The sequence below is a fragment of the Demequina gelatinilytica genome (assembly GCF_000971115.1).
Classification (GTDB): domain Bacteria; phylum Actinomycetota; class Actinomycetes; order Actinomycetales; family Demequinaceae; genus Demequina; species Demequina gelatinilytica.
On sequence record NZ_BBLV01000007.1, the window covers coordinates 1 to 25,288 of the forward strand.

General features: G+C 71.3%; 21 protein-coding genes and 6 tRNA genes. 17 read left to right on the top strand and 10 right to left on the bottom strand.

Translation table 11 applies throughout. From position 1 onward, the window contains the following. Positions 1 to 293: 293 nt before the first annotated feature. The 3 genes from treZ to AOM00_RS07030 form a co-directional block, all read right to left on the bottom strand. Positions 294 to 2,090, bottom strand: coding sequence for a malto-oligosyltrehalose trehalohydrolase (treZ, locus tag AOM00_RS07020; protein ID WP_156159076.1), 1,797 nt, complete (start codon positions 2,088 to 2,090; stop codon positions 294 to 296). Next, entirely contained in the window at positions 2,087 to 4,537 is a 2,451-nt protein-coding gene (gene treY, locus AOM00_RS07025) for a malto-oligosyltrehalose synthase (protein WP_369345424.1), read from the bottom strand. The genes treZ and treY overlap by 4 nt, the downstream gene beginning before the upstream one ends. 151 nt (positions 4,538 to 4,688) lie before the next feature. Further along, complete coding sequence (locus AOM00_RS07030) at positions 4,689 to 5,183, bottom strand: organic hydroperoxide resistance protein (RefSeq protein WP_082096737.1); 495 nt, start codon at positions 5,181 to 5,183, stop codon at positions 4,689 to 4,691. A 103-nt stretch (positions 5,184 to 5,286) separates the two neighbouring features. Between AOM00_RS07030 and AOM00_RS07035 the strand changes: the two genes are divergently transcribed. Both AOM00_RS07035 and AOM00_RS07040 read left to right on the top strand, forming a co-directional pair. Beyond that, positions 5,287 to 5,874, top strand: a complete 588-nt coding sequence (locus tag AOM00_RS07035; RefSeq protein ID WP_062517120.1) for a TetR/AcrR family transcriptional regulator — start codon at positions 5,287 to 5,289, stop codon at positions 5,872 to 5,874. Beyond that, the gene (locus tag AOM00_RS07040) at positions 5,871 to 6,470 is read left to right on the top strand and encodes a DUF1684 domain-containing protein (protein WP_062517121.1); all 600 of its coding nucleotides are present in this window, start codon (positions 5,871 to 5,873) and stop codon (positions 6,468 to 6,470) included. The genes AOM00_RS07035 and AOM00_RS07040 overlap by 4 nt, the downstream gene beginning before the upstream one ends. Before the next feature lie 16 nt (positions 6,471 to 6,486). Here the strand turns inward: AOM00_RS07040 and AOM00_RS07045 are convergent, their stop codons facing one another. The 6 genes from AOM00_RS07045 to AOM00_RS07070 all read right to left on the bottom strand — a co-directional run bounded on the left by AOM00_RS07045 (position 6,487) and on the right by AOM00_RS07070 (position 7,613). Further along, positions 6,487 to 6,987, bottom strand: a complete 501-nt coding sequence (locus AOM00_RS07045) for a hypothetical protein (protein ID WP_062517122.1) — start codon at positions 6,985 to 6,987, stop codon at positions 6,487 to 6,489. A gap of 120 nt (positions 6,988 to 7,107) precedes the next feature. Beyond that, positions 7,108 to 7,182 (bottom strand) — tRNA-Val (locus AOM00_RS07050). Between the two features lie 53 nt (positions 7,183 to 7,235). After that, a tRNA-Gly gene (locus AOM00_RS07055) sits at positions 7,236 to 7,311 on the bottom strand. 50 nt (positions 7,312 to 7,361) lie between these two features. Further along, positions 7,362 to 7,436: transfer RNA gene (locus AOM00_RS07060), tRNA-Val, on the bottom strand. A gap of 1 nt (position 7,437) precedes the next feature. Beyond that, positions 7,438 to 7,508: transfer RNA gene (locus AOM00_RS07065), tRNA-Cys, on the bottom strand. Positions 7,509 to 7,540: 32 nt separating this feature from the next. Next, positions 7,541 to 7,613: transfer RNA gene (locus tag AOM00_RS07070), tRNA-Gly, on the bottom strand. Between the two features lie 164 nt (positions 7,614 to 7,777). Here AOM00_RS07070 and AOM00_RS07075 point away from each other — a divergent pair. From AOM00_RS07075 to AOM00_RS07085, 3 genes are all read left to right on the top strand, one after another. Beyond that, positions 7,778 to 8,881: a chorismate-binding protein gene (locus AOM00_RS07075; RefSeq protein WP_062517123.1), complete on the top strand. Its 1,104-nt coding sequence runs from the start codon at positions 7,778 to 7,780 to the stop codon at positions 8,879 to 8,881. Continuing rightward, on the top strand, positions 8,878 to 9,747 hold the full coding sequence (locus AOM00_RS07080) for an aminotransferase class IV (RefSeq protein ID WP_062517124.1): 870 nt from the start codon (positions 8,878 to 8,880) through the stop codon (positions 9,745 to 9,747). Before AOM00_RS07075 ends, AOM00_RS07080 begins: the two co-directional genes overlap by 4 nt. A 46-nt stretch (positions 9,748 to 9,793) precedes the next feature. Continuing rightward, positions 9,794 to 9,868, top strand: a tRNA-Val gene (locus AOM00_RS07085). A 57-nt stretch (positions 9,869 to 9,925) separates the two neighbouring features. Here the strand turns inward: AOM00_RS07085 and AOM00_RS07090 are convergent. Then, complete coding sequence (locus tag AOM00_RS07090; RefSeq protein WP_062517125.1) at positions 9,926 to 10,873, bottom strand: DUF4349 domain-containing protein; 948 nt, start codon at positions 10,871 to 10,873, stop codon at positions 9,926 to 9,928. Positions 10,874 to 11,065: 192 nt separating this feature from the next. On the opposite strand from AOM00_RS07090, the gene AOM00_RS07095 reads away from it, so the two are divergent. From AOM00_RS07095 to pdxS, 12 genes are all read left to right on the top strand, one after another. Continuing rightward, positions 11,066 to 12,223 carry a low temperature requirement protein A gene (locus AOM00_RS07095; protein ID WP_062517126.1) on the top strand — a complete coding sequence of 386 codons (1,158 nt, stop codon included), beginning with the start codon at positions 11,066 to 11,068 and terminating at the stop codon, positions 12,221 to 12,223. A 47-nt stretch (positions 12,224 to 12,270) separates the two neighbouring features. Then, entirely contained in the window at positions 12,271 to 12,816 is a 546-nt protein-coding gene (locus AOM00_RS07100; RefSeq protein ID WP_062517127.1) for a 2'-5' RNA ligase family protein, read from the top strand. A gap of 60 nt (positions 12,817 to 12,876) precedes the next feature. Then, entirely contained in the window at positions 12,877 to 14,451 is a 1,575-nt protein-coding gene (locus AOM00_RS07105; protein ID WP_062517128.1) for a deoxyguanosinetriphosphate triphosphohydrolase family protein, read from the top strand. A gap of 38 nt (positions 14,452 to 14,489) precedes the next feature. Then, positions 14,490 to 17,237 (top strand): helix-turn-helix transcriptional regulator, encoded by a 2,748-nt coding sequence (locus tag AOM00_RS07110; RefSeq protein ID WP_169746823.1) that lies wholly within the window; start codon positions 14,490 to 14,492, stop codon positions 17,235 to 17,237. 98 nt (positions 17,238 to 17,335) lie between these two features. Beyond that, positions 17,336 to 18,160 (top strand): alpha/beta fold hydrolase, encoded by an 825-nt coding sequence (locus AOM00_RS07115; protein ID WP_062517130.1) that lies wholly within the window; start codon positions 17,336 to 17,338, stop codon positions 18,158 to 18,160. 27 nt (positions 18,161 to 18,187) lie between these two features. Beyond that, positions 18,188 to 19,006: an alpha/beta hydrolase gene (locus tag AOM00_RS07120; protein ID WP_062517131.1), complete on the top strand. Its 819-nt coding sequence runs from the start codon at positions 18,188 to 18,190 to the stop codon at positions 19,004 to 19,006. A gap of 126 nt (positions 19,007 to 19,132) precedes the next feature. Further along, positions 19,133 to 21,124 (top strand): threonine--tRNA ligase, encoded by a 1,992-nt coding sequence (gene thrS / locus AOM00_RS07125; RefSeq protein ID WP_062517132.1) that lies wholly within the window; start codon positions 19,133 to 19,135, stop codon positions 21,122 to 21,124. Positions 21,125 to 21,126: 2 nt separating this feature from the next. Then, positions 21,127 to 21,669 (top strand): HIT family protein, encoded by a 543-nt coding sequence (locus AOM00_RS07130; RefSeq protein WP_369345425.1) that lies wholly within the window; start codon positions 21,127 to 21,129, stop codon positions 21,667 to 21,669. Beyond that, a complete protein-coding gene (gene pgsA, locus AOM00_RS07135) occupies positions 21,670 to 22,329 on the top strand; it encodes a phosphatidylinositol phosphate synthase (protein WP_062517133.1) in 660 nt (219 codons plus the stop codon). It abuts the gene before it with no gap. Next, positions 22,326 to 23,216, top strand: a complete 891-nt coding sequence (locus AOM00_RS07140; RefSeq protein ID WP_062517134.1) for a phosphatidylinositol mannoside acyltransferase — start codon at positions 22,326 to 22,328, stop codon at positions 23,214 to 23,216. Before pgsA ends, AOM00_RS07140 begins: the two co-directional genes overlap by 4 nt. Before the next feature lie 3 nt (positions 23,217 to 23,219). Continuing rightward, on the top strand, positions 23,220 to 24,374 hold the full coding sequence (locus tag AOM00_RS07145; protein WP_062517135.1) for a glycosyltransferase family 4 protein: 1,155 nt from the start codon (positions 23,220 to 23,222) through the stop codon (positions 24,372 to 24,374). Next, positions 24,371 to 25,279 carry a pyridoxal 5'-phosphate synthase lyase subunit PdxS gene (gene pdxS, locus AOM00_RS07150; RefSeq protein WP_062517136.1) on the top strand — a complete coding sequence of 303 codons (909 nt, stop codon included), beginning with the start codon at positions 24,371 to 24,373 and terminating at the stop codon, positions 25,277 to 25,279. The genes AOM00_RS07145 and pdxS overlap by 4 nt, the downstream gene beginning before the upstream one ends. The last annotated feature ends 9 nt before the right edge of the window (positions 25,280 to 25,288 follow it).

Here is a 25,288-nt window from a genome sequence, read left to right on the forward strand (position 1 = left end):
TCATCGCATCCACGACGACGGCTGGACCGTCACCGCCACCACCACCGAGGTGTGGTTCACCCCACCCGCCAGCATCGACCCCACCCGCATCCCCAGACGAGGAGGCAAAACCGCACTCCATGTGGACCTCCCCGCACGCACACCCACCACCGCGAACCCACCCGGCTAGCTGCCACGCCCCACGGCCCCACCCCACGGCGGGCGCCGCCGCGGCACGCCCAGATTGAGCGAGAAAGCCGCCAGGCGCCGAGGCGACGGGCCGAGCTGGACACGGGGTCGCCGAGGCGCCGCGCTCAGCGGCTCGCCGTCTGCCCATCGACGAACGGACCGTCGGCGACGGCGACCAGTGCGACCGCGTCCGGCGCCAGCATCAGCGTCCCGAGCCCGGTCTCCGCACCCTCGACCGCCACGTTCCCGAACACGCCGACCACGCGGCCCTCGAGCGGCACCTCCATCGAGGAGGCCGACAGGTTGGCGTGCACCCGCACCGGGCCATGCATCGTCAGCTGTCGGGGCGCGAGCTCCGAGGCACCCGCCGGATGCGCCTCCCACGCCCCATCTCGCAGGGTGACGTGCCGAGCCGTGATGACCTCGGCCATCCAGGCCTCGATCCGTGCGTTCGCAGCCGAGCCGGCCGCGAGCCCCGACCCGAGCTTCGACCGCAGGAAGGTCTGTCGGTCCTGGGGGTCGGGTACGGAGACCGAGCCCCCGTACAGCTCCTCCCAACCGTGGCCCGCGAACTCGTGCATGCGGCCCTCGGAGACCGCGGAGCCGAGCGGCTCGTCGTGGTCGGTGAAGAACATGAACGGCCTGGTCTCCCCGTACTCCTCGCCCATGAAGAGCATCGGCGTGAAGGGCGACAGCAGCACCAGGGCGAGCGAGGCCGCCTGCGCGCCGGGGGAGAGGCGGGATGCGGGTCGATCGCCGAGCGCCCTGTTGCCCACCTGATCGTGGTTGGAGGCGAACACCACGAAGCGGTGCCGGTCGACGGAGTCAGGCACGGGCGCGCCCCAGTCCTTGCCGCGGAAGCTCGAGAACCCGCCGTCGTGCACGAACACCGAGCGGTACGCCTTGTCCAGCGCCGAGATCGAGCCGAAGTCGCCGTAGTACCCGTGCGTCTCCCCGGTGAGGTACGCGTGAAGGGCGTGGTGCACATCGTCCGCCCACTGCGCCGTCATCCCGAGGCCGCCTTCGGCGGTCGGCGTGACCATGGCCGCATCGTTGAGATCGGACTCCGCGACCAGCGACAGCGGCCGGCCCAGCCGGTCCGAGAGCGCCTCGACCGTATCCGCGAGCTCCGCCAGGATGTGCCGCTCCGAGTCGTCGACCAGGGCGTGCACCGCGTCGAGCCGCAGCGCGTCGAGGTGGAAGTCCTCGAACCATCGCGTCGCGTTGTCCACGATGAACGCCCGCATCCCGGTCGCGCCGTCCTGGTCCAGGTTCACGGCCCAGCCCCACGGCGTCTCATGCGCATCGGTGAAGTACGGGCCGAACTGCGCGAGGTAGTTCCCGTCGGGGCCCAGGTGGTTGTAGACCATGTCGAGGCATACGCCCAGGCCGATGCCGTGCGCGCGGTCCACGAACCGCTGAAGCGCCGCCGGACCGCCGTAGGCGTCGTGCACCGAGTACAGCGCCACGCCGTCGTAGCCCCACCCCCGTGAGCCGGGGAAGGCGGCGAGCGGCATGAGCTCGATCATCTCGACACCGCGGGAGGCCAGGTCGCGCAGCTGGCGGTCGTCGATGGCGTCGAGCGTCCCGCGCGGGGTGAACGTGCCCACGTGAAGCTCGTACGTGACCGCACCCAGAGCCGTGCGGCCCGCCCAGGAGGCGTCGGTCCACGTGAAGCCGCGCGCGTCGAACACCCGTGACGCGCCATGGACGCCGTACGGCTGCCATGCGCTGCGCGGATCGGGGAAGGGCCCCGCGCCGTCGACCGCGAAGGCGTAGTCGGTCCCGTCCGCGAGCGCCGGACCTTCCCACCACCCATCCGCATCCGGGTGCATGACGTCGACGACGGCCTCATCCGCGGGTCCGACCAGCACCTCGACCCGCGACGCCGCGGGTGCCCAGACCCGCACCGGCGCGCTCACGCCCGCTCCAGGAGGGCCACAGGGTGCGAGCGCAGCAGCTGCGCGAGAGGCACCGAGCCGCCCTCGATGGTGTGCCGACCGATCACGTCGCGCCAGCGACCCTCGGGCAGCTGCACGGTGTGCTCGCCCCAGCCGCCGAGCCTCTCGAGCTCCAGGCCGGCACGGGTCACGACCGTGACCGCGACAGGCTCCTCGCCGTCGGTGCGGGCGAACACCACAGCGTGCCCGGACGATGCGGCGAGCGGCACATAGCCCGCATCGTCGCCGACGAAGGCGTCGGGCTGCGAGCGGCGCAGCCTCAGGGCGGCAGCGGTCACGAGCATCTTCTCCTCGGCGAGCCCCCGCGGACGCGCCTTGCCCAGCGCCCGCGCCAGCATGTCCGCCCGTACCTCGAAGTCGACGGCGCGGCGGTTGTCGGGGTCCACCAGGGTCGGCGAGAGGGACTCGGTGCCCTGGTAGACGTCCGGGACCCCCGGCATGGTGAGCTGGAGCAGCTTCTGGCCCAGGATCGCGGCCCGGGTGCCGGTGGCGGTGGTGCGATGCCAGCCGGCGATCGCCTCGCGTACCGCGGGGTCGGCATGGGTGGTCTGCGCGAACCAGAGCACCTGGGACTCGTATGTCTCGTTCACCGAGGTCCAGGTGGTGTGCGACTTCGCCTCGCGCATCGCCTTGAGCAGATACCCTTCGAGCCGGTCCCACTCCATGAAGCCGTCCTCGTCGGACGTGCCGACCAGCGTCTGCCACCACAGGTTCTCGGTGCGACCGTCGAGCTCGGCCGGGCGCATGTCCTCGGTCGCCTCGCGCAGGTGCTGCACCAGCTCGTCCCATTGGTCGGCCGCCTCGGAGAGCACGCCCAAGCGCGCGCGCACATCCTCGGATCGCTTGGTGTCGTGCGTCGACAGGCACGTCATCGCGTGCGGGAACAGCTGCTGCTGCTCGATCGCCCACGCGTGGAACGCGGCCGGCGGGAGCGCGAACCGGCCCGCGGGCGAGCCGACCTCGCACAGGGGCAGCAGGTGGGTCCAGCGGTAGTACGCCGTGTCCTCGACGCCCTTCGCCATGACCGCCCCGCACGCCTGCTGGAAGCGGGTGACCAGCTCGCGGCGCTTCGCGTCGGCGGTGCGTCCGGCGGAGCCCACCTCGGCTCCCTTGAGAAGGTCGACGACCACCTCCAACGTCTCGTGGCGCTCGGGATCGAGCAGGCGGCGCGCACGGTCGGCCGCGTGGTCGATCGCCTCGAGCGAGCCGGGTCGGGGCGCGGTGTCGGGGACCACGTAGGCGCGGTAGCGGTCGAACGTCACCAGCATGGTCCGCAGGCAGTCGTAGAGGGCGCGCCACGTGTGGTCCCGCAGCCGCACGTCGGTGGTGCAGACCGTGTGCGCGATGGTCGCGAGGCGATGGACCTCGCTCGACAGCGACTCCTTGACGATCTCCCGCTTGGCGGCATCGACGAGGTCGGGGAGCTCGCCCATCGCGTCGCCGGTCACGCGGTGCAGCGTGCCCGCCAGGGGAGCGGCGCCCGAGGGGTCGCGCAGCAGCGCGCCCACGCGCCACGAGGCGTCGTAGCCGGTGGTGCCGGCGCACTTCCAGCTGGTGGAGAGGCGCTCCTCGTCCTCGAGGATCTTCTCCACCACGATCCACGCCCCGTCCGTCGCCTCCGACAGCCGAGCGATGTACCCCTCCGGGTCCGCGAGGCCGTCGGGGTGGTCGATCCGCAGACCCTGGAGCGTCCCGTCCTTCACCAGGGAGACGATGCGCGCGTGCGTCGCGTCGAAGACGTCCTCATCCTCGACCCGTACCGCCACCAGCGAGCCGACGTCGAAGAAGCGCCGGTAGTTGAGCTCCTCGTTCGCGACGCGCCAGTACGCGAGACGGTAGTGCTGCTCCTCGACCAGCGACGCGAGCGGCAGGTGCTCGGTGCCCTCCCGGATGGGGAACACGTGGTCCCAGTACCGCAGCACGGGGACCTCGCCTCGAGCCTCGAGGCCCGGCACCACCATGTGCTCGACGGTGAGCTCGCCCGCGGACAGGATGGTGCCGATGCGCTGGCCCAGCACCGGCATCAGCACCGGCTCGCCGGACTCCCAGTCGACGTCGAACCAGTGCGAGAAGAGCGAGTCGTGGCCGTGCTCGAGCACGTCCCACAGCGCCTTGTTGTGGAACGCGGGGGTGGGGACCGCCATGTGGTTGGGGACCACGTCCGCGATCAGGCCGATGCCGCGCTCGCCCGCCTGCCACGACAGGTCGCGCAGGCCCTCCTCGCCGCCGAGCACCTCGTCGATGCGCGAGTGGTCGACCACGTCGTAGAAATGCGTCGAGCCCGGAGCGGCCGTGAGCACAGGGGAGAGGTAGAGGTGCGTGACGCCCAGATCCGCGAAGTAGCCGAGCCGGGCCGCCGCGTCGGCGAACGTGAAGTCCGCGCTCAGCTGCAGCCGATACGTCGACACCGGGACCGGCGCACCTGCGCGCTGTCCCGGCCTCTTCCTGCTCCTCGTCCGTTCGTGCGTGTCGTCTGCCATAGAGAGATTCAGCCTCCTCGGGTGATGTCCATCATGTCAGACACGACCCGAGGAGGCTGGTATTCCCTTGGCGCGGCCTTTACTTCGCGGTGACCGTGATCTCCACGGGGATGTTGCCGCGCGTCGCGTTCGAGTAGGGGCACATCTCCTCGGCCTTCTCGGCCACGCGCTCGGCGGTCTCCTGGTCGAGGCCGGCTGCCGTCACGTGCAGGCGGACGCCCAGCCCGAAGCGGTTGAGCGCGATGGGGCCGATGCCCACGCGTGCCGTGACCTCGGAGGACTCGAGCTTCACCTTCATGAGCTTCGCCGCGCCCTGGAACGCCGAGTTGAAGCAGGCCGCGAAGCCCGAGGCGAACAGCTGCTCCGGGTTGGTCTTCTTGGGCTTCGTGATCGGGTTCGGCGTCACCAGGTCGAGGTCGAGCAGGCCGTCGCTCGTCGCGACGTGGCCGTTGCGGCCGTCGCCCGTCGCGGTCGCCTCGGCGGTGTAGAAGGCCTTGGGCCGCTTGGGTGCCTTGTCGTGGTGCGCGCCCTCTCCGGGCGTGATGTCGACCTCGGTGGTGGTGGGCTCGGTCATGGCTGCTCCTCGATCGCTCGGTGTAGAGTTACTAGTACGTCTACATCAGGCTACACCGAGATGCGGGATGATCGAGTCCAGGACGTAGAGAAGAGGCGGCAACGTGAGCAGCACGGCGACCAAGGCCCCGGCCAAGCGAGGGCCCGCGGTCCGCGAGGCGATCGTCGACGCCGCCGCGGCGCTCTTCGCGGAGCACGGCATCCGCGCCGTCAGCGCCGACCGCATCCTTGTCGAGGCAGGCTTCTCCAAGGTCACGTTCTACCGGCACTTCCCGACCAAGGACGACGTGGTGGTGGCGTACCTCGAACGCGAGCTCGCCTACGTGCGCGTCCTGCTCGCGGCCGGGGCCGATGCCGACCTCTCGGTGGACCGGATCGCCGCGGCGCTCACCGATCAGATGTGCCGGCCCCACTTCCGCGGGTGCCCGTTCATCAACGCCGCAGCCGAGTACCCCGACCCCGCGCACCCCGTCCGCGCGCTCGTCGCCGAGTTCCGGGCGCTCATGACCGACGCGATCGAGGCATGGCTGCGCAAGGCGGGCCTCGAGCCGGCTCCCGCGATCTCCGCGGCGGCCCAGGTCATGATGCTGCGCGACGGTGCGCTGGTCGCCGGCTACCTCGACCAGGATCCGGACCGCGTCGCTGCGGGCCTCGCGGACGCGATCCGCGCGATCGTGGATCGGCGCGCATGACGGACGCCTGGGAGATCCGCGACTGGCGCATCCGGATCGCCGACCTCTACGCCCGCGTGCGTTCCGAGACGGACCCGCGGGCGGCGCACCGCACCTGGGTCGACGGCCGTGCCGCGCTGCTGCGCGAGCATCCCGCGAGCCCCGTGCCCGCGCCCGCCCGCGCATCGTTCCTCCCGGAGGTCGCACCGTACGACCCCGCGCTCAGGTTCGTGGTGCGCGTCCGCGCAGCCGAGCCCGAACGGCGCGAGGTCCCGACCGCCACCGACGGCGTGGTGCCGTTCGCACGCATCGGGCGGGTGGAGCTCCCGGGGCTCGGTGGGCTCGATGCGTGGTGGCTCGACTCGTACGGCGGGGGAGTCTTCATCCCCCTGCGCGACGCGTCGCCGCATACCTATGGCGGAGGCCGGTACCTTCTCGACACGGTCAAGGGCGCGGATCTGGGCGGCACGCCCGAGGCGCTCGTGATCGACCTCAACTTCGCCTACCAGCCGTCCTGCGCGTACTCCTCGGACTGGGTCTGCCCGCTGCCCGGGCCGGGCAACACCCTCGACGTCGCGGTGGACGTGGGGGAGCGGTACGTCCCCCTCGCCCCGTAGGGCGCGTCGGCCGGGCTCAGCCCGCGTCCTCCTCCACGTTCATCCTCAGCAGCTCGATCACGGTCCGCGGGTGGTAGGTCGAGAACCGGTCCGCCACCAGCGCCATGGTCGCGCCTGAGGCCGTGTCGGTGAGCGTCAGGAGGATGTCGGTGAGCCTTCCCTTGATCGCGACCTCGAGCTGGGACCTGTCGAAGGTGCCCATGAGATAGGCCTGCTCGGGATGCGGCGCGAAGAAGCCATGGGGTAGGCCCAGGAGGTGCAACCGCGTCGGCGTCACGGCCAGGCAGACGTGCGGTGGGAGATGCGCCCGGTCGGCGGCAAGGTCGGCGCCCAGGTCCGCGCCCGCCTCGACCGTCTCGGGACGGCCCGCGTCGTCCAACGGGACCCGATGGTCGGCGCGGTCGTTCCAGATCGGGTCGTCGAGCGCGGCCTCCGGCATGAACTCCGCGACCTCCGTGATCGCGTCGTCGCCCGTCACGGTCCTCGCAGCGGTCATGAGGCGTTCCTCGCGGGACATGGCGGCCTCCTCCCGGGCGGCACGGCATCGTCGCCCGTCCTCCACCGTACGCGCGCCACGGACGGCGTACCGGCCAGGGAAGCACGAAGGCCCCCGGGAGATCCCGGGGGCCTTGCGATGTGGTGGGCGATACTGGGATCGAACCAGTGACCTCTTCCGTGTCAGGGAAGCGCGCTACCGCTGCGCCAATCGCCCGTCTTCTCCAGACGGAGCAATCGCCGGGCTCCCAGGGGGAGACCGGCGATCCTTGGAGCGGACGACGGGACTCGAACCCGCGACCCTCACCTTGGCAAGGTGATGCTCTACCAACTGAGCCACGTCCGCGTTGCCGGGGCAGAAGCCTCGGACTTCATGAGGATCCCGAAGGAACCTCGTGGTGGGCGATACTGGGATCGAACCAGTGACCTCTTCCGTGTCAGGGAAGCGCGCTACCGCTGCGCCAATCGCCCGAGGTGGAGATGGGATTCGAACCCACGTATACGGCTTTGCAGGCCGCTGCCTCGCCTCTCGGCCACTCCACCGTAGTGCCGTAACCTAGGGCTACGACGCTCCGAGCGGACGACGGGACTCGAACCCGCGACCCTCACCTTGGCAAGGTGATGCTCTACCAACTGAGCCACGTCCGCATGTCTGGGCTGTTGCCCTGACGAGAGATAGACCTTAGCGGATGTCGGCCCTCGAAACCAAATCGGCTTCCCGCCCCGCGTGTCGCCGTGCCGGCGCCGAACGGGGGCTGAACGGGAGCCGTGCGGGACAGGCGGCGTCGCCTCCCGCCAGTAGCGTTGTCGCCATGACAGGGGAGGACGATGCGCGCCGCGCGGGAAGCGCCGCGTTCCGTGGTGTGCGGGCGTGGGAGCCCGTCGAGCACGTCGCGCTCGACCGCGCCGGCGAGCGCATCGCCGCCGGCGGGTTCTGGGTGGTCGTGGCGACCTTCGAGGGCCGCCTCGACGCCTGGCGCATGGCCCGCGTCGAGCGTGACGATGCCGTCCCCGAGTCCTCGCCCGTCGGGGACCATGCGTGGCACGGACCCGATGCCTCGTCCTGGAGCACCTCGCTCGACGAGGCCGCGTACCGCGCGGGCGTCGAGCGCATCCGAGGCGACATCCGCGACGGCGAGGTCTACCAGGTCAACCTGTGCCGCATGCTCGAGGCTCCGCTGCCTGCGCCGGAGCCCGGACCCGATGCCGTCGCTCTCGCGCATCGTCTGTCGACGGGGAACCCGGCGCGCCACGCCTCCCGCATCGTGATCCCTCGCGCGGACGCATGGCCCGGCGCGTGGGTGGTGTCCGCCTCGCCGGAGCTCTACCTCCGCATCGACGGCACGCGCGTGCTGTCGAGCCCGATCAAGGGCACGGCGGCGCCGGGCGAGGCGATGCTGCCCAAGGACGAGGCGGAGAACGTGATGATCACGGACCTCATCCGCAACGACCTCTCGCACGTGGCGTTGCCCGGCTCCGTCACCGTGCCCGAGTTCCTGGGCCTCCATGAGCTTCCCGGCCTGGTCCACCTGCAGTCCACGGTCGCCGCCACCCTCGCACCCGACTACGACTGGACCCCCGCCCTGTGGCCCGCGCTCCTCGACGGCACCTTCCCGCCGGGATCCGTGAGCGGTGCTCCCAAGTCGTCGGCTCTCCGGATCATCGAGCGCGAGGAGCCGGGAGCCCGCGGCGCGTACTGCGGAGGCATCGGGTGGATCGACGCGGACCGCCGCGAGGCGGAGCTCGCCGTGGGCATCCGGACCTTCGAATGGGTTCCGGACCAGGGAGGACGTCTCCGCTTCGGAACCGGCGCAGGCATTACATGGGGGTCTGACCCTTATGGGGAGTGGGCGGAGACGGAGCTCAAGGCGCGTCGCTTGATAGCGCTTGCGTCGACCCCCAGAATGTCGACATGACAACAGTGGTGTGGGCTGGGGGGCTCCTGCGCGGCAAGGATGATCCGATCATCACCGCAGGTGACCACGGGTGGACCGTCGGCGACGGCGTGTTCGAGACCCTCGAGGTGGTGGATGGTCGCGCCTTCGGGTTGCGGAGGCACCTGCGCCGCCTCGCGTACTCCGCGGCCCGCATGGGCATGCAGGAGATCGATCAGGAGGCGGTGCGGGAGGCGGTCGGCGAGGTGCTCGGTGCCGCGCCGGGGCTGCGTCGCCTGCGGATCACCGTGTCGAGCGGTCCCGGCCCGGGCCCTCTCGCCCGGGGGGACGGCCCTCACACGATCGTGGTGACGGCGAACGATGCTCCGGCGCCGGGCTCGTGCCACGCCGTGCGGGTGCCGTGGCGCAGGAACGAGCGCTCCGCTCTTGCGGGCGTCAAGAGCACGTCCTACGCGGAGAACGTGGTGATGATGGAGTTCGCGCGCTCTCGTGGTGGCGACGAGGCCATCCTCGCCAACACGCACGGTCACCTGTGCGAGGGTGCGACGACGAACATCCTCATCGAGCGGGGCGGTGAGGTCCTGACCCCGCCGCTCGCGTCGGGGTGCCTCCCGGGCATCGTCCGTGGGCTCGCCCTCGAATGGGGGGCCGATGCGGGGCTGCCCATTCGCGCGGCCGCGCCCGGGGAGCTCGAGATGAGCGTGCTCGACGAGGTGGTCGAGGGGCGGTCCTTCGCCGCCGTCACGTCCTCGACACGCCGGATCCAGCCGCTGGCCTCGCTCGACCGGACCCCGGTCGAGCACGGTCCCTTGCTGCTGCAGCTGACGGAGATTTTCGAGGCACGCGCCGCCGCGGACTCCGACCCTGCACCGAAGCACTCCAAATAGCCGCTATAGTTGTCGTCGCGCCGCAGTGCGGGGCACAACTGAAGACGGGCGATTGGCGCAGGGGTAGCGCGCTTCCTTCACACGGAAGAGGTCACTGGTTCGATCCCAGTATCGCCCACCATGACGAAGGGCCGTCCGGATCTCCGGACGGCCCTTCGGCGTCTCCCCCTGGCTGTGTTCAGTCGCCGGTCGACGAGGTGGTCGCCGGCTCCTCGGGAGCGGCGGACGATGCGGCGGTCGCGCGGGCGCCGCGCGCTCGCCGAGCCCGGACCACCGCGAGCGCCACGGCTCCGAGGACCGCCGCCGCGACGAGCCACGGCAGCAGCACGCCCGTCACCACGAGCACGCCCCCGAGGAAGCTCACCAGCCCGCTCCAGCCCGACTCGAGACCGCTCCAGAAGCTGCGCGGCGAGTCGTCGACCTCGACCACGGGCTCGGTGGTGAGCGACAGGTCGATGGTCGACATCGATACCTGGTCGTCGAGCCCTCGCTGCCGGGCCTCGAGGCTCTCGAGCTCCGCCTGCCTGCTGTCGAGCTCGTCCTCGAGCGTGATGATGTCCTTGATGTCCTCGGCGTCCGCGAGCAGACCCTCGATGCGCGTGGTCGAGGCACGCAACGTGGAGATCTGGGCCTCGAGGTCCGTGACCTGCGTGGTGACGTCGGCGGTGTCGGTCGAGAACTCGTCGACGGTGCCGAGCGTGCGCAGCTGGACGACCACCGGGTCGAAGCTGCCGGCCGGGACCCGGAGCGTGAGCTGGGCCGCGCCGTTGCCGTACGGACCGTCCGCGGTCTCGCTGCGGGAGTCGATCCGGCCACCGGCGTCCGCGACGATCGCGACGGCGGCGTCGGCCGCCGCGAGCGGGTCCTCGACCGTCATGTACATCCAGCTGGTGACGATGAGCGCGCGGTCGTCGGACCGGATCTCGCCCGCGCCGTCGGTGCCCATGTCCTCCTCGGCGACCGCAGCATCGGAGTCGGTGCCGGCGTAGCCGTACTCCTCGCCGCCGCTGGTCGACTCGTCGGCGCCGGAGGTGCAGCCGGCGAGCGCCCAGGCGAGCGCGAGGATCGAGGCCGCGACAGCGCCTCGGCGGGTGGTGCGGGACCTCGCTGCGGCGTGGGTGCTCATGGCGCTCATGCTAGGAAGACGTGCGGCTCCGCGGAAGCGTTGGTGACCAACCCGTGACCAGGCTGTGACCAGGCGTGATGTTCCACCGCTGGGATCCGCCGCCGCCCGGTCTCCGCGTAATCTGCCCGCCGCCCTGGAGCCGGCGTCCTCCGTGCCCCAGAATCGGGGGCAGGCGGACGCGAGGGGTGGGACATGGGCGAGCACGTGGCGGCGACTCCGCGCCGCGAGGTGTCTCCGGTCGAGCTGCTGTTCGATCTCGCGTACGTGCTGGCGATGATCCAGCTCACGCATCATCTGGTCGGGCACCTGGGCTGGCGGACGGGTGCCGAGACGGCGGTGATGCTCGTCGCGGTCTACTCGGTATGGACCTTCACCTCGTTCCACCTCACGCTGCGCGATGTCGAGCGGCGGTCGACTCGTACGGTCACCATCCTGGTGATGGGCCTGGCGCTCGTGATGAACGGCGCGATCGGAGTCGCGTTCGAGGAGGGCGCGTGGCTGTTCGTGGTCCCGCTGGTGCTCGCAGGCGCCGTGCCGAGCGCGCTCTCCGCTGTGCGCGAGCAGCAGTCGTTCTTCCGGAGCCATAGCCGCAACATGCTCGTCTGGGTCGCGGCCTCGGCGCCGTTCTGGCTCGTGGGTGCGGCGATGGATCCCGAGGCGCGGCTGTGGTGGTGGATCGCGGCGGCCACGATCGACGCGGTGGGGGTGTTCAGCGCCCATCCGGTGCCGCGCCACGTCCTGGAGCCGACGGCGGTCGACTACGACGCCCCTCACATGTTCGAGCGCATGCGCCTGTTCCTGCTCATCCTGCTGGGGGAGACGATCCTCGGGATCGGCGGCGCCATCGCGGATGCGGGGCCCGAGCCTGTGGTGGTCGCGGGCGTGCTCGGTGCCTTCGTCGCGGTGGTGTGCCTCTGGTACTCCTACTTCGGCGGTGCCGAGGAGCTGGTGGTCGCGGAGGCGCGGGGCACGCGCGACCCGATCGGGATCGTGCATCGCGGCATCGTGGTCCTGCTGTTCGTCATGGCGGGTCTGATCCTGCTCGCGGCGGGAGCGGACCTGGTGGTGGCCCACGCCGAGGACGAGCACGCAGGTGTCGGCGGCGCGCTCCTGCTCATCGGCCCCGCGGTGTTCCTCGCCGCCCAGGCCTCGTACGTCATCGGCGCGGGCATGACCAGGTGGCGCGTCCGGATCGCCGGCGCGCTGCTGCTGGTCCTCGGCTCGATCGCGGCGCCGTCGTTGCCCCCGCTCGCCGCGGTGGCGCTGTTGGACGTCATCCTGGTGCCCATCGTCGTAGGGGCGAACTGGCGGGACGCGGGCGAGCCCTCACGCGCGGGCCGCGACCGCTAGCAGCGGCTTACGGGCGCGGCGTCGACGCAGCCGCAGTACCGTGAGGCGTGAGGCTCTTCATCGGGATCATGACCCCCGACCCGGTCGACGACGCGCTGGACGACGCGCTCGGAGCGACCCTGCGCGGCCGCGCACGCGACGCAGGCCTCGACCGCTGGACACCGCGCGAGGAGCGCCACCTCACGTTGAGGTTCATCGGCGAGACCGATGGCGAGGCCGCGGTGACGCGCGCCGCGGCCCGCGCCGCAGCGTCGTTCGCCGCGATGCGGATGCTTCTGGGCGCCCAGGCCGCGCCGCTGACCGCTCGCGTGGTCGCCGTCCCGGTGGCCGGCGCCGAGCACGTGGCCGCCGCCGTCGATGCCGCGCTCGAGGACGAGGGCTTCGCCGTGCGCGACCGGCCGTTCACGGGCCATGTGACCGTGGCGCGCGCGAGCCACCACCTGCGCGTGGCCGCCGTCGAGCAGGCCCTGCACCACCCGCCGCTGGCCGTGCCGTGGCAGGCGGAGGGCATCGAGGTGATCGCGAGCACGTCCGCGGGTCCCCACCGCTACGTGGTGCGCTCGACGCATCGCCTGCTGGGTGCGGCTGCGTGACGTTTGGCGATCCCGCGCGCGGGTCGCTACCGTCCCCGTAAGGATCGACGGGAGGCCCGCATGGAGGACGTACACGAGGGCACCGCACCCGGCGGGGTCCCCACGGCGACCGACCAGCGCGTCGCGCGCGCCGTCCCCGAGGAGCTCGACGAGTTCCAGCGCGGCGAGTACCGCCCCGAGTACCGCGTGGACCTCGAGCGCATCCGCTTCTCGCCGTACTTCTCGCGCCTGTCCGCCGTGACCCAGGTGATCTCCCAATCGGGCGCGGGGCTCGCGGTGCACAACCGCCTCACCCACTCGGTCAAGGTCACCGCGGTCGCCCGGTCGATCGCCGTGTCGCTCAACGGCGACTGGGGTGAGCGCGGCGCGCTGGTGCGCGACCTCGGGGGCTGCGACCCCGTGGTGGTGCAGGCCGCGGCGGCGGCGCACGACCTGGGCCACCCGCCGTTCGGGCACCTGGGGGAGCAGACGCTGGACAGGCTCGCGCGTGAGCGCTTCGGGCTCGAGGAGGGCTTCGAGGGCAACGCGCAGACCTTCCGCATCCTCACGCGTCTGGACGAGTACGACCGCGCCGGCTCCGGGCTCAACCTCACGCGCGCCGTGCGTGCCGCCGTGCTCAAGTACCCGTGGACGCGCGAGCAGGGCGAGGGGTGGAGCGGGGGAGCGGACACCCCGCGCGGCCTCTCGCCGCGCCGACCCGGTGAGGGCGCACGCAAGTTCTCCGCGTACACGCTCGACCTCGACGACATGCTCGACGCGCGCCACGCCTACCCCGAGATCGCGCGCCGTCAGCAGACCGTCGAGTGCTCGGTCATGGATATCGCGGACGACATCGCGTACTCGCTCCACGACCTCGACGACTTCTACCGTGCGGACCTTCTCAACCAGGCGGCCGTGTCCGCCGAGTTCCGCACGTGGATCAGGGACCGCGCGGCGCTCGCGGCCACACCGCTCGACCAGCTGCATCGCGCGCGTCGCACCCCCGGCCACGGACTCGAGCTGCTGCGCCGCCGCCTGGTGGACCGCGACCCGTGGATCGCGCAGGACGATGCGTTCGGCGAGTCCGTGGCGCGCGTCGCCGATGAGGTGGTGGACGGCCTGCTGTCCGTCCCGTACGACGGCTCGCTCGCCGCGGACCGCGCGCTCGCGGTCTTCATGGCAGGCTGGATCGCGCGCCTCCAGCACTCGATCGTGGTGACGCGCGACCCGGACATCCGCTCGGGACACGTGAGCCTCGACGCCGCGGCCTTCCACGATGTCGCCGTGCTGAAGTTCCTCCAGGAGAGGTTCGTGCTCCACCGTCCCGACCTCGCGGTCTACCAGCGGGGCCAGGCCAGCGTGATCGAGAGGCTGGTGACCAGCTTCGCGGCCTGGCTCGACGACGACGACGACGTCCGGCGCGCCCCGCGGCGCCTGCTCGACCTCGTCGAGCTCGCGGCCGAGGACTACCTGGCGGTGCGCGACCGGACGCCGGAGCTGCTGCCGACCACCGATGCGCAGGCGCTGCACCGCTATGCGACCGGCCGCGGCATCGTCGACTACGTCGCGTCGCTCACCGATGCGCAGGCGATGGCCGTCGCCAACCTGGTCTCGGGCGCGTCGGAGCGGTTGTGGGACGGGGGACAGGGGCTCTAGACAAATCGTTCTTCCCCTTCCAAAACCGGCGGGTTACCTTGGGTGACATCGACATTCAGCCGGAGGTGCTGGGGCGTGCGGACGAGCTCGAGAGCCTCCACACGCTGATCGCGAGCGCACGTAACGGGCACGGCTCGGCCGTGCTCGTGCACGGTGAGCCAGGGATCGGCAAGACGACGCTCCTCGAAGCTGCGACCGCTGCGGCGTCCACCGTGCGGGTCAGCGCGACGCCAGGGTTCGCGATCGAGGCCGAGCTCGCGTACTCGGGCCTCCACCGGCTCGTGCTTCCGTTCGGCCACCACATCCTCGAGCTCCCGACGGTGCAGCGTGAGGCGATCGAGGTGGCCATGGGACTGGCCGCGGGCCCACCTCCCGAGCGCCCGCTGGTGGGTCTTGCGCTGCTCTCGCTGCTCGCGAGGGCCGGGGACGATGCACCGCTGGTGTGCGTGCTCGACGATGCGCACCTGCTCGACCGCGAGTCGCTCGAGGCGCTCGGCTTCGCGGCGCGGCGTCTCACCGCTGAGCGGGTCGCCCTGGTGTTCGGCGCGCGCGACGGCACGGAGACGCAGCGCGCACTTGCGGGCATCCCGCGGCTCCCGTTGCGCGGACTCTCGCGTGAGGACGCTCACCGGCTGCTGAGCCGCCAGGTCTCGGAGGCGTTGGACCACGCTGCGATCGCGGATGCCGTGGAGCGGACCGGCGGGAACCCGTTGGCGCTCATGGACCTGGGCACGTCCTGGCACCAGAACGATGTCGCAGCCGCAAGCCCGGGGCGGGCCCCCTTCGCCCTGGGACCGCGCCTCGAGGCGCACTACGGGGGCCTGCTCGCGCGCCTGCCGAGCGAGGCGCGGCGCTGGCTGCTGCTCGCGGCGGCAGAGTCGACGGGCGATCTGGCCGTGATCCGCGCGTCCGCACTCGCCCAGGGGATCTCAGACCGAGCGCCGTCGCCGGCGGAGGAGGCGCGCCTGGTGGAGATTCGCGACCACGTGCGTTTCCGCCATCCGCTCGTGCGCTCGGCGGTCTACTCGGGCGCCACTGCCGCGGAGCGGCGCGCCGCCCACGCAGCGCTGCGCGACGAGGCGGACGCGCGTGGCCTCGCCGAGCTCGCCGCATGGCACGCGGCCGCGGCGGCGGACGGACCGGACGCGACGGTCGCCGCGTTGCTCGAACGGGTCGCGGACGCCACCGGTGCGCGAGGAGGGCTGGCGTCACGCGCACGCCTGCTCGCACGAGCCGCGTCTCTGACACCGGAGGAGCAGGGGCGTGCCTGCAGGCTCGTGGCCGCCGCCGAGGCCGCCATCGGAGCCGGCTCGGGCACGCTGACCCGCCACCTCCTCGCCCAGGTCGACGAGTCGCTGCTCGACACCGCGAGTCGCGGCCGCATGAGGACCGTGGACGCGCTGTGCTCCGTGTTCCTGTCCGACGCGCAACGTCTGCCGTCCGTGGTGGCGACGCTCGTGCAGGCCGCAGACGACTTCCACGGGATCGACCCGCACCGGGAGCAGGCGACGCTGATCCATGCTCTGACCTTCGCGCTCAGCACCGAGGACCGGGCCGAGGGCTGGCCCCTCGAGCGGCTCGGAGCGCGTCTGCGGGCCGGCGTCGATGTCGCACCCGGGCGCCATGCGCTCGCGCTCCGCGCTGCGAGCGCGTTCGCGCTCGACGACTACGCCTCGGCGGTGCCGGTGATGCGTGAGGCTCGCCGTATCTTCGACGACGAGCCTGATGCGGTGCTGCTGAACCTCGCGAGCTTCGTCGCGATCGTGACCGTCGGGCTCTGCGACTTCGAGGACGCGGCCGCAGTGCTGGCGCGCCTTGCGGACGTGGCGAGGGCCCGCGGCGCGCTGCGCGAGCTCGACACCATCCTGTGGGTGCTGAGCTCGCTGGAGGTCGGGCGCAACAACCCCCGTGCCGCGCGGGGCCATCTCGATCGATGCACGGAGCTCCGCCGCGCTCTCGGGCACGAGGAGGAGCAGGCGGTGAACGCCTCGCTGCTCATCTGGGAGGGCCTGCCGCCGGGGGCGGGCGATGCGCTCATCTCGGGCATGAACGCGTCGGGGTACGGCGGGGTCGCGCGCATGGCTCAGGGCGCCCAGGCGATCGTGGAGATCGGCGCCGGCGAGTACGCGGCGGCATACGCGCGGCTCGCCAGGCTGGTCGCCGAGCCGTACCTGCAGTCGAGCATCCATCACATCCCCGAGCTGGTCGAGGCCGCGACGCGCTGCGGGCGAGTCGACGAGGCGGAGCGGGCCGCCGCACGTCTCGAGGAGCTTGCGGTCACCACCGGGAGCCCCTGGGCGCGCGGCATGGCGGCACGGGCCGCGGCCCTGCTCGCGCGCGACGACGAGGCGGAGCGCCACCACCTGGCGTCGATCGCGCTGCTGGACATCCCGGGCCACACAGGTGATCACGCGCGGGGGCGCCTGCTGTACGGCGAGTGGCTGCGCCGCATGCGGCGCCGCGCCGAGGCTCGCGTGCAGCTCGAGCGCGCAGCCGCCGTGCTCGAGGACCTGGGCGCCGGCATCTTCGCGGAACGTGCGCGGCGGGAGATGACGGCTGCCGGTGGCGACGACACGGTTCAGGGCGTGCGGAATCCGGATGAGCCGGTGCTCTCGTTCCAGGAGCTCCAGGTGAGCAGGATGGCGGCTCGAGGCGCCACCAATGTCGAGATCGGCGCGGCGCTCTTCATCAGCCGCAACACCGTCGACTACCACCTGCGCAAGGTGTTTCGGAAGCTCGGCGTCACGTCGCGTCGCCAGCTGGCGGAGCGCCTGCCCCAGCCGTAGGCGCGCTCGGCGGCGCTGACGGACTACGCGCCGTGCGTGGTGCGCGGCGAGACGGCGGCGACGCACGCTGGCCCTGCGATCACACCAGGGAGGCCGAGATGCCAGTCGTGACCACCGACGACGGGACGCAGATCTACTACAAGGACTGGGGAGGCGACGGGTCCCCCGTGCTGCTCAGTCATGGATGGCCCCTCAACGCCGATGCGTGGGAGGCGACAGCGCTGTTCCTCGCGATGAACGGGCATCGAGCCATCGCGCACGACCGTCGCGGCCACGGCCGCTCGACCCAGAGCTGGGACGGCAACGAGATGGACACCTACGCCGACGATCTCGCATGCCTGATCGACCATCTCGACCTGGACGACCTCACGATGGTCGGGCACTCGACGGGCGGGGGAGAGGTGGTGCGGTATCTCGCGCGCCACGGCACATCACGGGTGTCCAGGGCCGTCCTGGTCTCCGCGGTGCCGCCGCTCATGGTGCGCACCGAGGACAACCCGGGCGGCTTGCCCATGGCGGTCTTCGATGGGATCCGGGCGGGCGAGGCAGCCAACCGCTCCCAGCTCTACCGCGAGCTCGCCGACGGCCCTTTCTTTGGTCACAACCGCGCGGGCGACATCCCTCAGGGCACGCGCGACGCCTTCTGGCTCCAGGGGCTTGCCTCGGGCACACGCAACGCATACGAGTGCATCGCGGCGTTCTCCGCCACCGACTTCACGGACGACCTCGCCGGGATCGACGTTCCCGTGCTCGTGATCCACGGCGACGACGACCAGATCGTGCCGATCGACATCAGCGGTCGCCTCACGGCCGCGCTGGTGCCCGACGCGACCCTGCTCGTGTACGAGGGACGCAGCCACGGGCTCCCCGACACCGACCGCGAGCGCCTCCACGCCGACCTGCTCGCCTTCATCGATGCCTGAACCACCACCGCAAGAAAGGACACCGCCATGCCCGCAGCCCCCGACACCATCGTCCTGATCCACGGCCTCTGGGTCACCCCCCGCAGCTGGGAGGGTTGGAAGGCCCGCTACGAGGCGCAGGGCTATCGCGTGCTCACCCCCACATATCCGGGTTTCGGCGAGGTCGAGGCCATGCGCGCGGACGACTCCGCGATCGCTGCCGCCTCGGTCCCCGATACGGTCGCCCATCTCGCCTCGGTCATCGAGACCGTCGACACCCCGCCCATCCTCATGGGGCACTCGTTCGGGGGCATGCTCACGCAGCTGCTGCTCGCGAAGGGGCTCGGCGCCGCCGGCGTCGCCATCGACTCGGCGCCGCCCGAGGGGGTGCGCGTCACGCCTCCATCGCAGGCCCGCTCCCTGTTCCCGGCGCTGCGCAACCCCGCGAACTTCCACCGCGCGGTGGGATTCACCAAGGCCGAGTGGCACTACGCCTTCACCAACACCTTGAGCCGGGAGGAGTCGGACGCGGTGTGGGAGCGCTACGCGATCGCCGCGCCGGGCAACTGGGTATGGGCGTACGGTCTGCTCGCGAACTGGAGGCCCGGGCGCCAGGAGACCTGGGTCGACTACAGCGTCGATCGCGCGCCTCTGCTGTTCATCGCGGGGGAGAAGGACCACATCATGCCGCCGGCGGTGAACCGCGCGAACGCGAAGCGTTGGGGGAGGTCGCCTGCGGTGACGGACCTCATCGAGCTGCCGGGGCGCGACCACTGGACCTGCGGGGCGCCCGGCTGGGAGGACGTCGCCGACCGCGCGCTGGCTTGGGCGCTCGAGAGTGCCGGGCGGTCCAGCCTCGCCGCCTGATCACGGACCCGCGAGGGGCCGGGCGCACCGAGGGGGTGCGCCCGGCTCCTTCGCACGCGCGGCGACTCGGGGCGCCGCGGCTCGGTAGCATCGTCTCCGTACCATCCACACCCGAGGAGTGACCCTGTGCCCAGCGTGAATGCGACCATCGACGGCGTCGAGCGAGAGCTCGAGGCGGGCACGACGGGCGCCGACCTGTTCGCCGACCGCAAGGACGTGGTCGTGATGCGCGTGGACGGCGCGCTGTGGGACCTCGCGCGCGAGGTGCCGGCGGGCGCGACCGTCGAGGCCGTGCCGGTCACCGATCCCGACGGGCTCATGGTGCTGCGCCACTCGACCGCGCATGTGCTCGCGCAGGCCGTCCAGCAGGTGAACCCCGACGCGAAGCTCGGTGTGGGCCCGCCCATCGAGAACGGCTTCTACTACGACTTCGACGTCGAGACCCCCTTCACCCCCGAGGATCTCAAGGCCCTCGAGAAGGCGATGCAGCGCATCGTCAAGGAGGGGCAGTCCTTCGTGCGCCGCGAGGTGACGCGCGAGGAGGCGCTCGCCGAGCTCTCCCACGAGCCCTACAAGTGCGAGCTGCTCACGCACGACACCGAGGGCGCCGAGGGCGCCTCGGTGGAGATCGGCGAGGGCGACATCACCATCTACGACAACGTCCGCCGGAACGGCGAGCGCGCGTGGGGCGACCTGTGCCGCGGCCCGCATGTCCCGTCGACCCGCGTCCTGCAGAACGGCTGGTCGCTCATGCGCTCCGCCGCCGCGTACTGGAAGGGCTCCGAGAAGAACCCCCAGCTCCAGCGCGTGTACGGCACGGCGTGGCCCACCAAGGACGAGCTCAACGCGTACAAGGAGCGCCTGGCCGAGGCCGAGCGCCGCGACCACCGCAAGCTCGGCGCGGAGATGGACCTGTTCTCCTTCCCCGACGAGATCGGCTCGGGCCTCGCGGTCTTCCACCCCAAGGGCGGCATCGTCCGCATGGAGATGGAGGAGTACTCGCGCCGCCGCCACATCGAGGAGGGCTACGAGTTCGTCTACACGCCCCACGCGACCAAGGGCAAGCTGTTCGAGGTCTCCGGTCACCTCGACTGGTACAAGGACGGCATGTACCCCGCGATGCACCTCGACGAGGAGCGCGACGCCGAGGGCAACGTCACCAAGCAGGGCCAGGACTACTACCTCAAGCCCATGAACTGCCCGATGCACAACCTGGTCTTCGACTCGCGCGGACGCTCCTACCGCGAGCTCCCGCTGCGCCTGTTCGAGTTCGGCACGGTGTACCGGTACGAGAAGTCCGGCGTGGTCCACGGCATGACCCGTGCGCGCGGCTTCACGCAGGACGACGCGCACATCTACTGCACCCGCGAGCAGATGAAGGACGAGCTCACCAAGACGCTCGAGTTCGTGCTCGGCCTGCTCAAGGACTACGGCCTCGAGGACTTCTACCTGGAGCTCTCGACCAAGAACCCGGAGAAGTCCGTGGGTTCCGACGAGGTGTGGGAGGAGGCGACCGAGACGCTGCGCGAGGTCGCCGTCGCCTCCGGTCTCGATCTGGTCCCGGACCCGGGCGGCGCCGCGTTCTACGGCCCCAAGATCTCGGTCCAGACGCGCGACGCGATCGGTCGCACCTGGCAGATGTCGACCATCCAGCTCGACTTCAACCTGCCCGAGCGCTTCGAGCTCGAGTACACGGCCCCCGACGGCTCGCGCCAGCGCCCCGTGATGATCCACCGCGCGCTGTTCGGCTCGATCGAGCGCTTCTTCGCGATCCTCACCGAGCACTACGCGGGTCAGTTCCCCGTGTGGCTCGCGCCGGTCCAGGTCCGGGCGATCCCGGTCGCGGAGCCCTTCAACGACTACCTCGCCGAGGTGTGCGCGAAGCTCAAGGCGGAGGGCATCCGCGTCGAGCTCGACGACTCCGACGAGCGCTTCCCCAAGAAGATCCGCACCGCCTCCAAGGAGAAGGTGCCGTTCGTGCTCATCGCCGGCGGCGACGATGCGGAGGCGAACGCGGTGTCCTTCCGCTACCGCGACGGCAGCCAGGACAACCAGGTGCCGGTCGACGAGGCGGTGCGCCGCATCGTCGAGGCCGTGCGCACCAAGGCGCAGGTCTGACGATGCCCGACCAGGTGGACGCGGAGACGATGGGGGGTGTCCCCGACGGGCTCGAGCGCCTGTGGACCCCGCATCGTCTCGCGTACATCGAGGGCGACAAGCCCAAGGGCGCCGATGCCGGATGCCCGCTGTGCAAGAAGCCGGAGGCGGACGACCGCGAGCATCTGGTGGTGCACCGGGGCGAGCACTGCTACGTGGTGCTCAACCTCTACCCGTACAACCCCGGTCACCTCATGGTCTGCCCGTACCGCCACATCGCCTGGTACACGGAGTGCACCGACGCGGAGCGTGACGAGATGTCCGCGCTCACGCAGCAGGCGATGCGGGTGCTCGCGAAGGTGAGCGGGCCCCGCGGCTACAACATCGGCATCAACCAGGGCGAGGCCGGCGGTGCCGGCATCTCGGCGCACCTGCACCAGCACGTGGTGCCGCGATGGGAGGGGGACACCAACTTCCTGCCCATCATCGCGCAGACCAAGGCGGTGCCCCAGCTCCTGGACGACACATGGCGACGCGTCAGCGACGCCTGGAGAGAGGACCACTAGATGCTCGGCAGGCTCCGGCCCTACATGGCCGCCCTGTGGCAGGCGCCCGCGCGCTTCCTGCTGTCGAAGGGGATCCACCCGAACGTCATGACCGTGCTCGGCACGGTCGGCGTGGTGCTCGGCGCGGTGCTGTTCTTCCCGCATGAGGGGATCTGGTTCTTCTGGGGAACGCTGTTCATCACGTTCTTCGTGGTGACGGACATGCTCGACGGCACCATGGCACGCCTGGGCGGCAAGAGCTCGCGCCTGGGCGCGTTCCTCGACTCCACCCTGGACCGCGTGGCCGATGCCGCGATCTTCGGCACCCTGGCGTGGGTGTTCATCGACATCGACCGCACCACCGCGCTGGGGGCGCTGCTGTGCCTCGCGATCGGGTCGCTGGTGCCGTACGCGCGCGCCAAGGCCGAGGGCATGGGCGTCGCCGCCAACTTCGGCCTCGCGGAGCGCTCCGACCGCCTGGTGATCTCCCTGGTCGCGACGGGCTTCTACGGGCTCGGGCTGTTCCCGCTGTGGGTGCTCACGGGTGCGCTGTGGGTGCTGACCGTGCTCGCCGCCATCACCGTGGGCCAGCGCATCTGGGCCGTGGTGCGCCAGGCGCGCCTCCACCCCGAGTGGAACGCCCGCCTCGACGGCCAGCCCCAGCCGTACCCGCACGAATGAACGCCTTCCTCCTCGCGTTCCGCGCCTCGCGGTACGCGCCGATCTCGCTCACGCGCGGCCTCCTGTGGTCCGGCACGATGCTCCAGTGGGCAAGGCGCTCCAAGCCGGCCCGTCGGCTCGAGGACAACCTTCATCGCGTCACCGGCCTCGAAGGGGACGAGCTGCGCCGGCTGTCCCGCCGTGGCATGGCCTCCACCGCGCGGTACTACTCCGAGACCTTCGAGCTGGGACGCATGTCGCCCGCGACCATCGACGCGCGCGTGCGCGTCGAGGACGCCGACGACGCGCTGGCGCGGATCCGCGCCGAAGGCCGCGCGGTGCTCGTGCTGTCGCACTCCGGCAACTGGGACCTCATCGGGGCGTACGCGTGCCGGCACATCGCCAAGGTGACCTCGGTGGCCGAGGTCCTCAAGCCGCGCGAGGTGTTCGACGAGTTCGTCTCGCTGCGCGAGAAGGTGGGCATGCGCATCCTGGGCCACGAGGGCGGCTCCACCTTCCGCGAACTGATCCGCGTCGGCCGGAAGGAGGGCGGGATCCTGTGCCTGCTGGCCGACCGCGACCTCTCCGGCTCGGGCGTCGAGGTGGAGATGTGGGGGCAGGGCGTGAAGGTCGCCCCCGGTCCCGCCGCCCTCGCGGTCGCGATCGGCGCGCCCCTCATCCCGGTCCACATCCGCTACGAGCGGCTGCGCGGCCGCGCGCGGTGGCGCGCCCGCTCCCGGTGGGGATGCGTGCTGCGCTTCGGCCCGCAGATCGAGCCGGGCGACGCGCCGTCGGACGACCGCGTCGGGTCCCTCAGCCGGGCCTGGGTACAGTTCATGTCCGAGGCCATCCGCGAGCATCCCGAGGACTGGCACATGCTCCAGCGGTTCGGATGGACGGAGACCTAAGAGGTGAGGATCGGCATCGTCTGCCCGTACTCGCTCGACCGTCCCGGCGGGGTCCAGCTGCATGTGCTCGACCTCGCGAAGGCGCTCATGGCGCGCGGGCATGACGTGAGCGTCCTCGCGCCTGCTGCTGAGGACACCCCGGTGCCTGCGTACGTCTCGAGCGCCGGGCGGTCGGTGCCCATCCGTTACAACGGCTCGACCGCGCGCCTCACGTTCGGCCTCATGGCGGCCAGCCGTGTGCGCGAGTGGCTCAAGCTGGGACACTTCGACGTGGTGCACCTCCATGAGCCGGGCGCGCCGTCCCTCAGCGTCATCGCCATGTGGGCGCGCGTGGGGCCCACGGTGGCGACCTTCCACTCGTCGCAGTCGGAGTCGCTGGCCATGCGGCTCGGCAAGCCGTGGATCAAGCCCGGCTACGAGGAGCTCGACGCGCGCATCGCCGTGTCGCCCTCCGCGGCCGCGACCATCCGCGACCACCTGCGGGTGCAGGCGACGCACATCATCCCCAACGGGGTCGACACCTCCCGCTACGTCGAGGCCCGGCCCGACCCTCGTTGGGTCGGCCGCGACGATGCTCCGACGATCGGGATCCTGGGACGCCTCGACGAGCCCCGCAAGGGCCTCGAGACGCTCCTGGCCGCGATCCCGGCGGTCCGCGCGCGTCATCCGCACGCACGGTTCCTGGTCGCCGGCCGATTCCCCGACCACATCGCCGCGAAGGCGGCGCGCGCCGGGGCCGAGGTGGTGGGCGAGCTCGACGAGGAGCAGAAGGCGAGCTTCATGGCGTCGGTGGACATCTACTGCGCGCCCAACCTCGGAGGCGAGAGCTTCGGCATCGTGCTGGTCGAGGCGATGGCCGCGGGCGCGGCCGTGGTGGCCTCCGACCTGCAGGCCTTCATGGACGTCTCCACGATGGCGGACGGCGGCAACGCCGCCGCGCACCACAAGGTGGGCGACGCCGCGGCGCTCGCTGCGGAGATCACCACGCTGCTCGACGACCCCGCCGCCCGAGCCGAGCTTGCCGACCGCGGACGCGAGTGCGCCGCGGCATTCGACTGGTCCAACGTCGCGCCCCGCGTCGAGGAGACGTATCGCGACGCCATTAGGATGGACGCCGAGTTCCATCCCCATCCGACGAAGGACGTCACATCGCCATGAGCACCATCGAAGAGACCACGAAGCCCCAGGTAGGCACCGACCTCGTGAAGCGCGGCATGGCCGAGATGCTCAAGGGCGGCGTCATCATGGACGTGGTCACCCCTGAGCAGGCGAAGATCGCGGAGGACGCCGGCGCCGTGGCCGTCATGGCGCTCGAGCGCGTGCCCGCCGACATCCGCGCCCAGGGTGGCGTGTCGCGCATGAGCGACCCGGACATGATCCAGGGCATCATCGAGGCCGTGTCCATCCCGGTCATGGCGAAGGCGCGCATCGGCCACTTCGTCGAGGCGCAGGTCCTCGAGAGCCTGGGTGTCGACTACATCGACGAGTCCGAGGTCCTCACGCCCGCCGACTACACGCACCACATCGACAAGTGGAACTACACCGTTCCCTTCGTCTGCGGTGCGACCAACCTGGGTGAGGCGCTGCGCCGCATCTCGGAGGGCGCCGCGATGATCCGCTCGAAGGGTGAGGCCGGCACGGGCGACGTCTCCAACGCCACCACCCACATGCGCAGGATCCGCGCCGAGATCAAGGCGCTCACCGCGCTGCCCGAGGACGAGCTCTACGTGGCCGCGAAGGAGCTCCAGGCTCCGCTGCCCCTGGTCCAGGAGATCGCCAAGACCGGCAAGCTCCCCGTGGTGCTGTTCACCGCGGGCGGTATCGCCACCCCGGCCGACGCCGCGATGATGATGCAGCTGGGCGCCGAGGGCGTGTTCGTCGGCTCGGGCATCTTCAAGTCGGGCAACCCCGCGCAGCGCGCCGCGGCGATCGTCAAGGCGACCACGTTCTACGACGACCCGTCGGTCATCGCGGACGTGTCGCGCGGCCTGGGCGAGGCGATGGTCGGCATCAACGTCGACGAGATCCCCGAGCCGCACCGCCTCGCCGAGCGCGGCTGGTAAGCCAGGGCT

What these genes read in the sequence shown, in the direction of transcription:
- AOM00_RS07030 (WP_082096737.1), bottom strand. Translation starts at nt 5,183, where the DNA reads ATGACCGAGCCCACCACCACCGAGGTCGACATCACGCCCGGAGAGGGC.
- AOM00_RS07040 (WP_062517121.1), top strand. Translation starts at nt 5,871, where the DNA reads ATGACGGACGCCTGGGAGATCCGCGACTGGCGCATCCGGATCGCCGAC.
- AOM00_RS07045 (WP_062517122.1), bottom strand. Translation starts at nt 6,987, where the DNA reads ATGTCCCGCGAGGAACGCCTCATGACCGCTGCGAGGACCGTGACGGGC.
- AOM00_RS07075 (WP_062517123.1), top strand. Translation starts at nt 7,778, where the DNA reads ATGACAGGGGAGGACGATGCGCGCCGCGCGGGAAGCGCCGCGTTCCGT.
- AOM00_RS07080 (WP_062517124.1), top strand. Translation starts at nt 8,878, where the DNA reads ATGACAACAGTGGTGTGGGCTGGGGGGCTCCTGCGCGGCAAGGATGAT.
- AOM00_RS07090 (WP_062517125.1), bottom strand. Translation starts at nt 10,873, where the DNA reads ATGAGCACCCACGCCGCAGCGAGGTCCCGCACCACCCGCCGAGGCGCT.
- AOM00_RS07095 (WP_062517126.1), top strand. Translation starts at nt 11,066, where the DNA reads ATGGGCGAGCACGTGGCGGCGACTCCGCGCCGCGAGGTGTCTCCGGTC.
- AOM00_RS07105 (WP_062517128.1), top strand. Translation starts at nt 12,877, where the DNA reads ATGGAGGACGTACACGAGGGCACCGCACCCGGCGGGGTCCCCACGGCG.
- AOM00_RS07115 (WP_062517130.1), top strand. Translation starts at nt 17,336, where the DNA reads ATGCCAGTCGTGACCACCGACGACGGGACGCAGATCTACTACAAGGAC.
- AOM00_RS07120 (WP_062517131.1), top strand. Translation starts at nt 18,188, where the DNA reads ATGCCCGCAGCCCCCGACACCATCGTCCTGATCCACGGCCTCTGGGTC.
- AOM00_RS07130 (WP_369345425.1), top strand. Translation starts at nt 21,127, where the DNA reads ATGCCCGACCAGGTGGACGCGGAGACGATGGGGGGTGTCCCCGACGGG.
- pgsA (WP_062517133.1), top strand. Translation starts at nt 21,670, where the DNA reads ATGCTCGGCAGGCTCCGGCCCTACATGGCCGCCCTGTGGCAGGCGCCC.
- AOM00_RS07140 (WP_062517134.1), top strand. Translation starts at nt 22,326, where the DNA reads ATGAACGCCTTCCTCCTCGCGTTCCGCGCCTCGCGGTACGCGCCGATC.
- pdxS (WP_062517136.1), top strand. Translation starts at nt 24,371, where the DNA reads ATGAGCACCATCGAAGAGACCACGAAGCCCCAGGTAGGCACCGACCTC.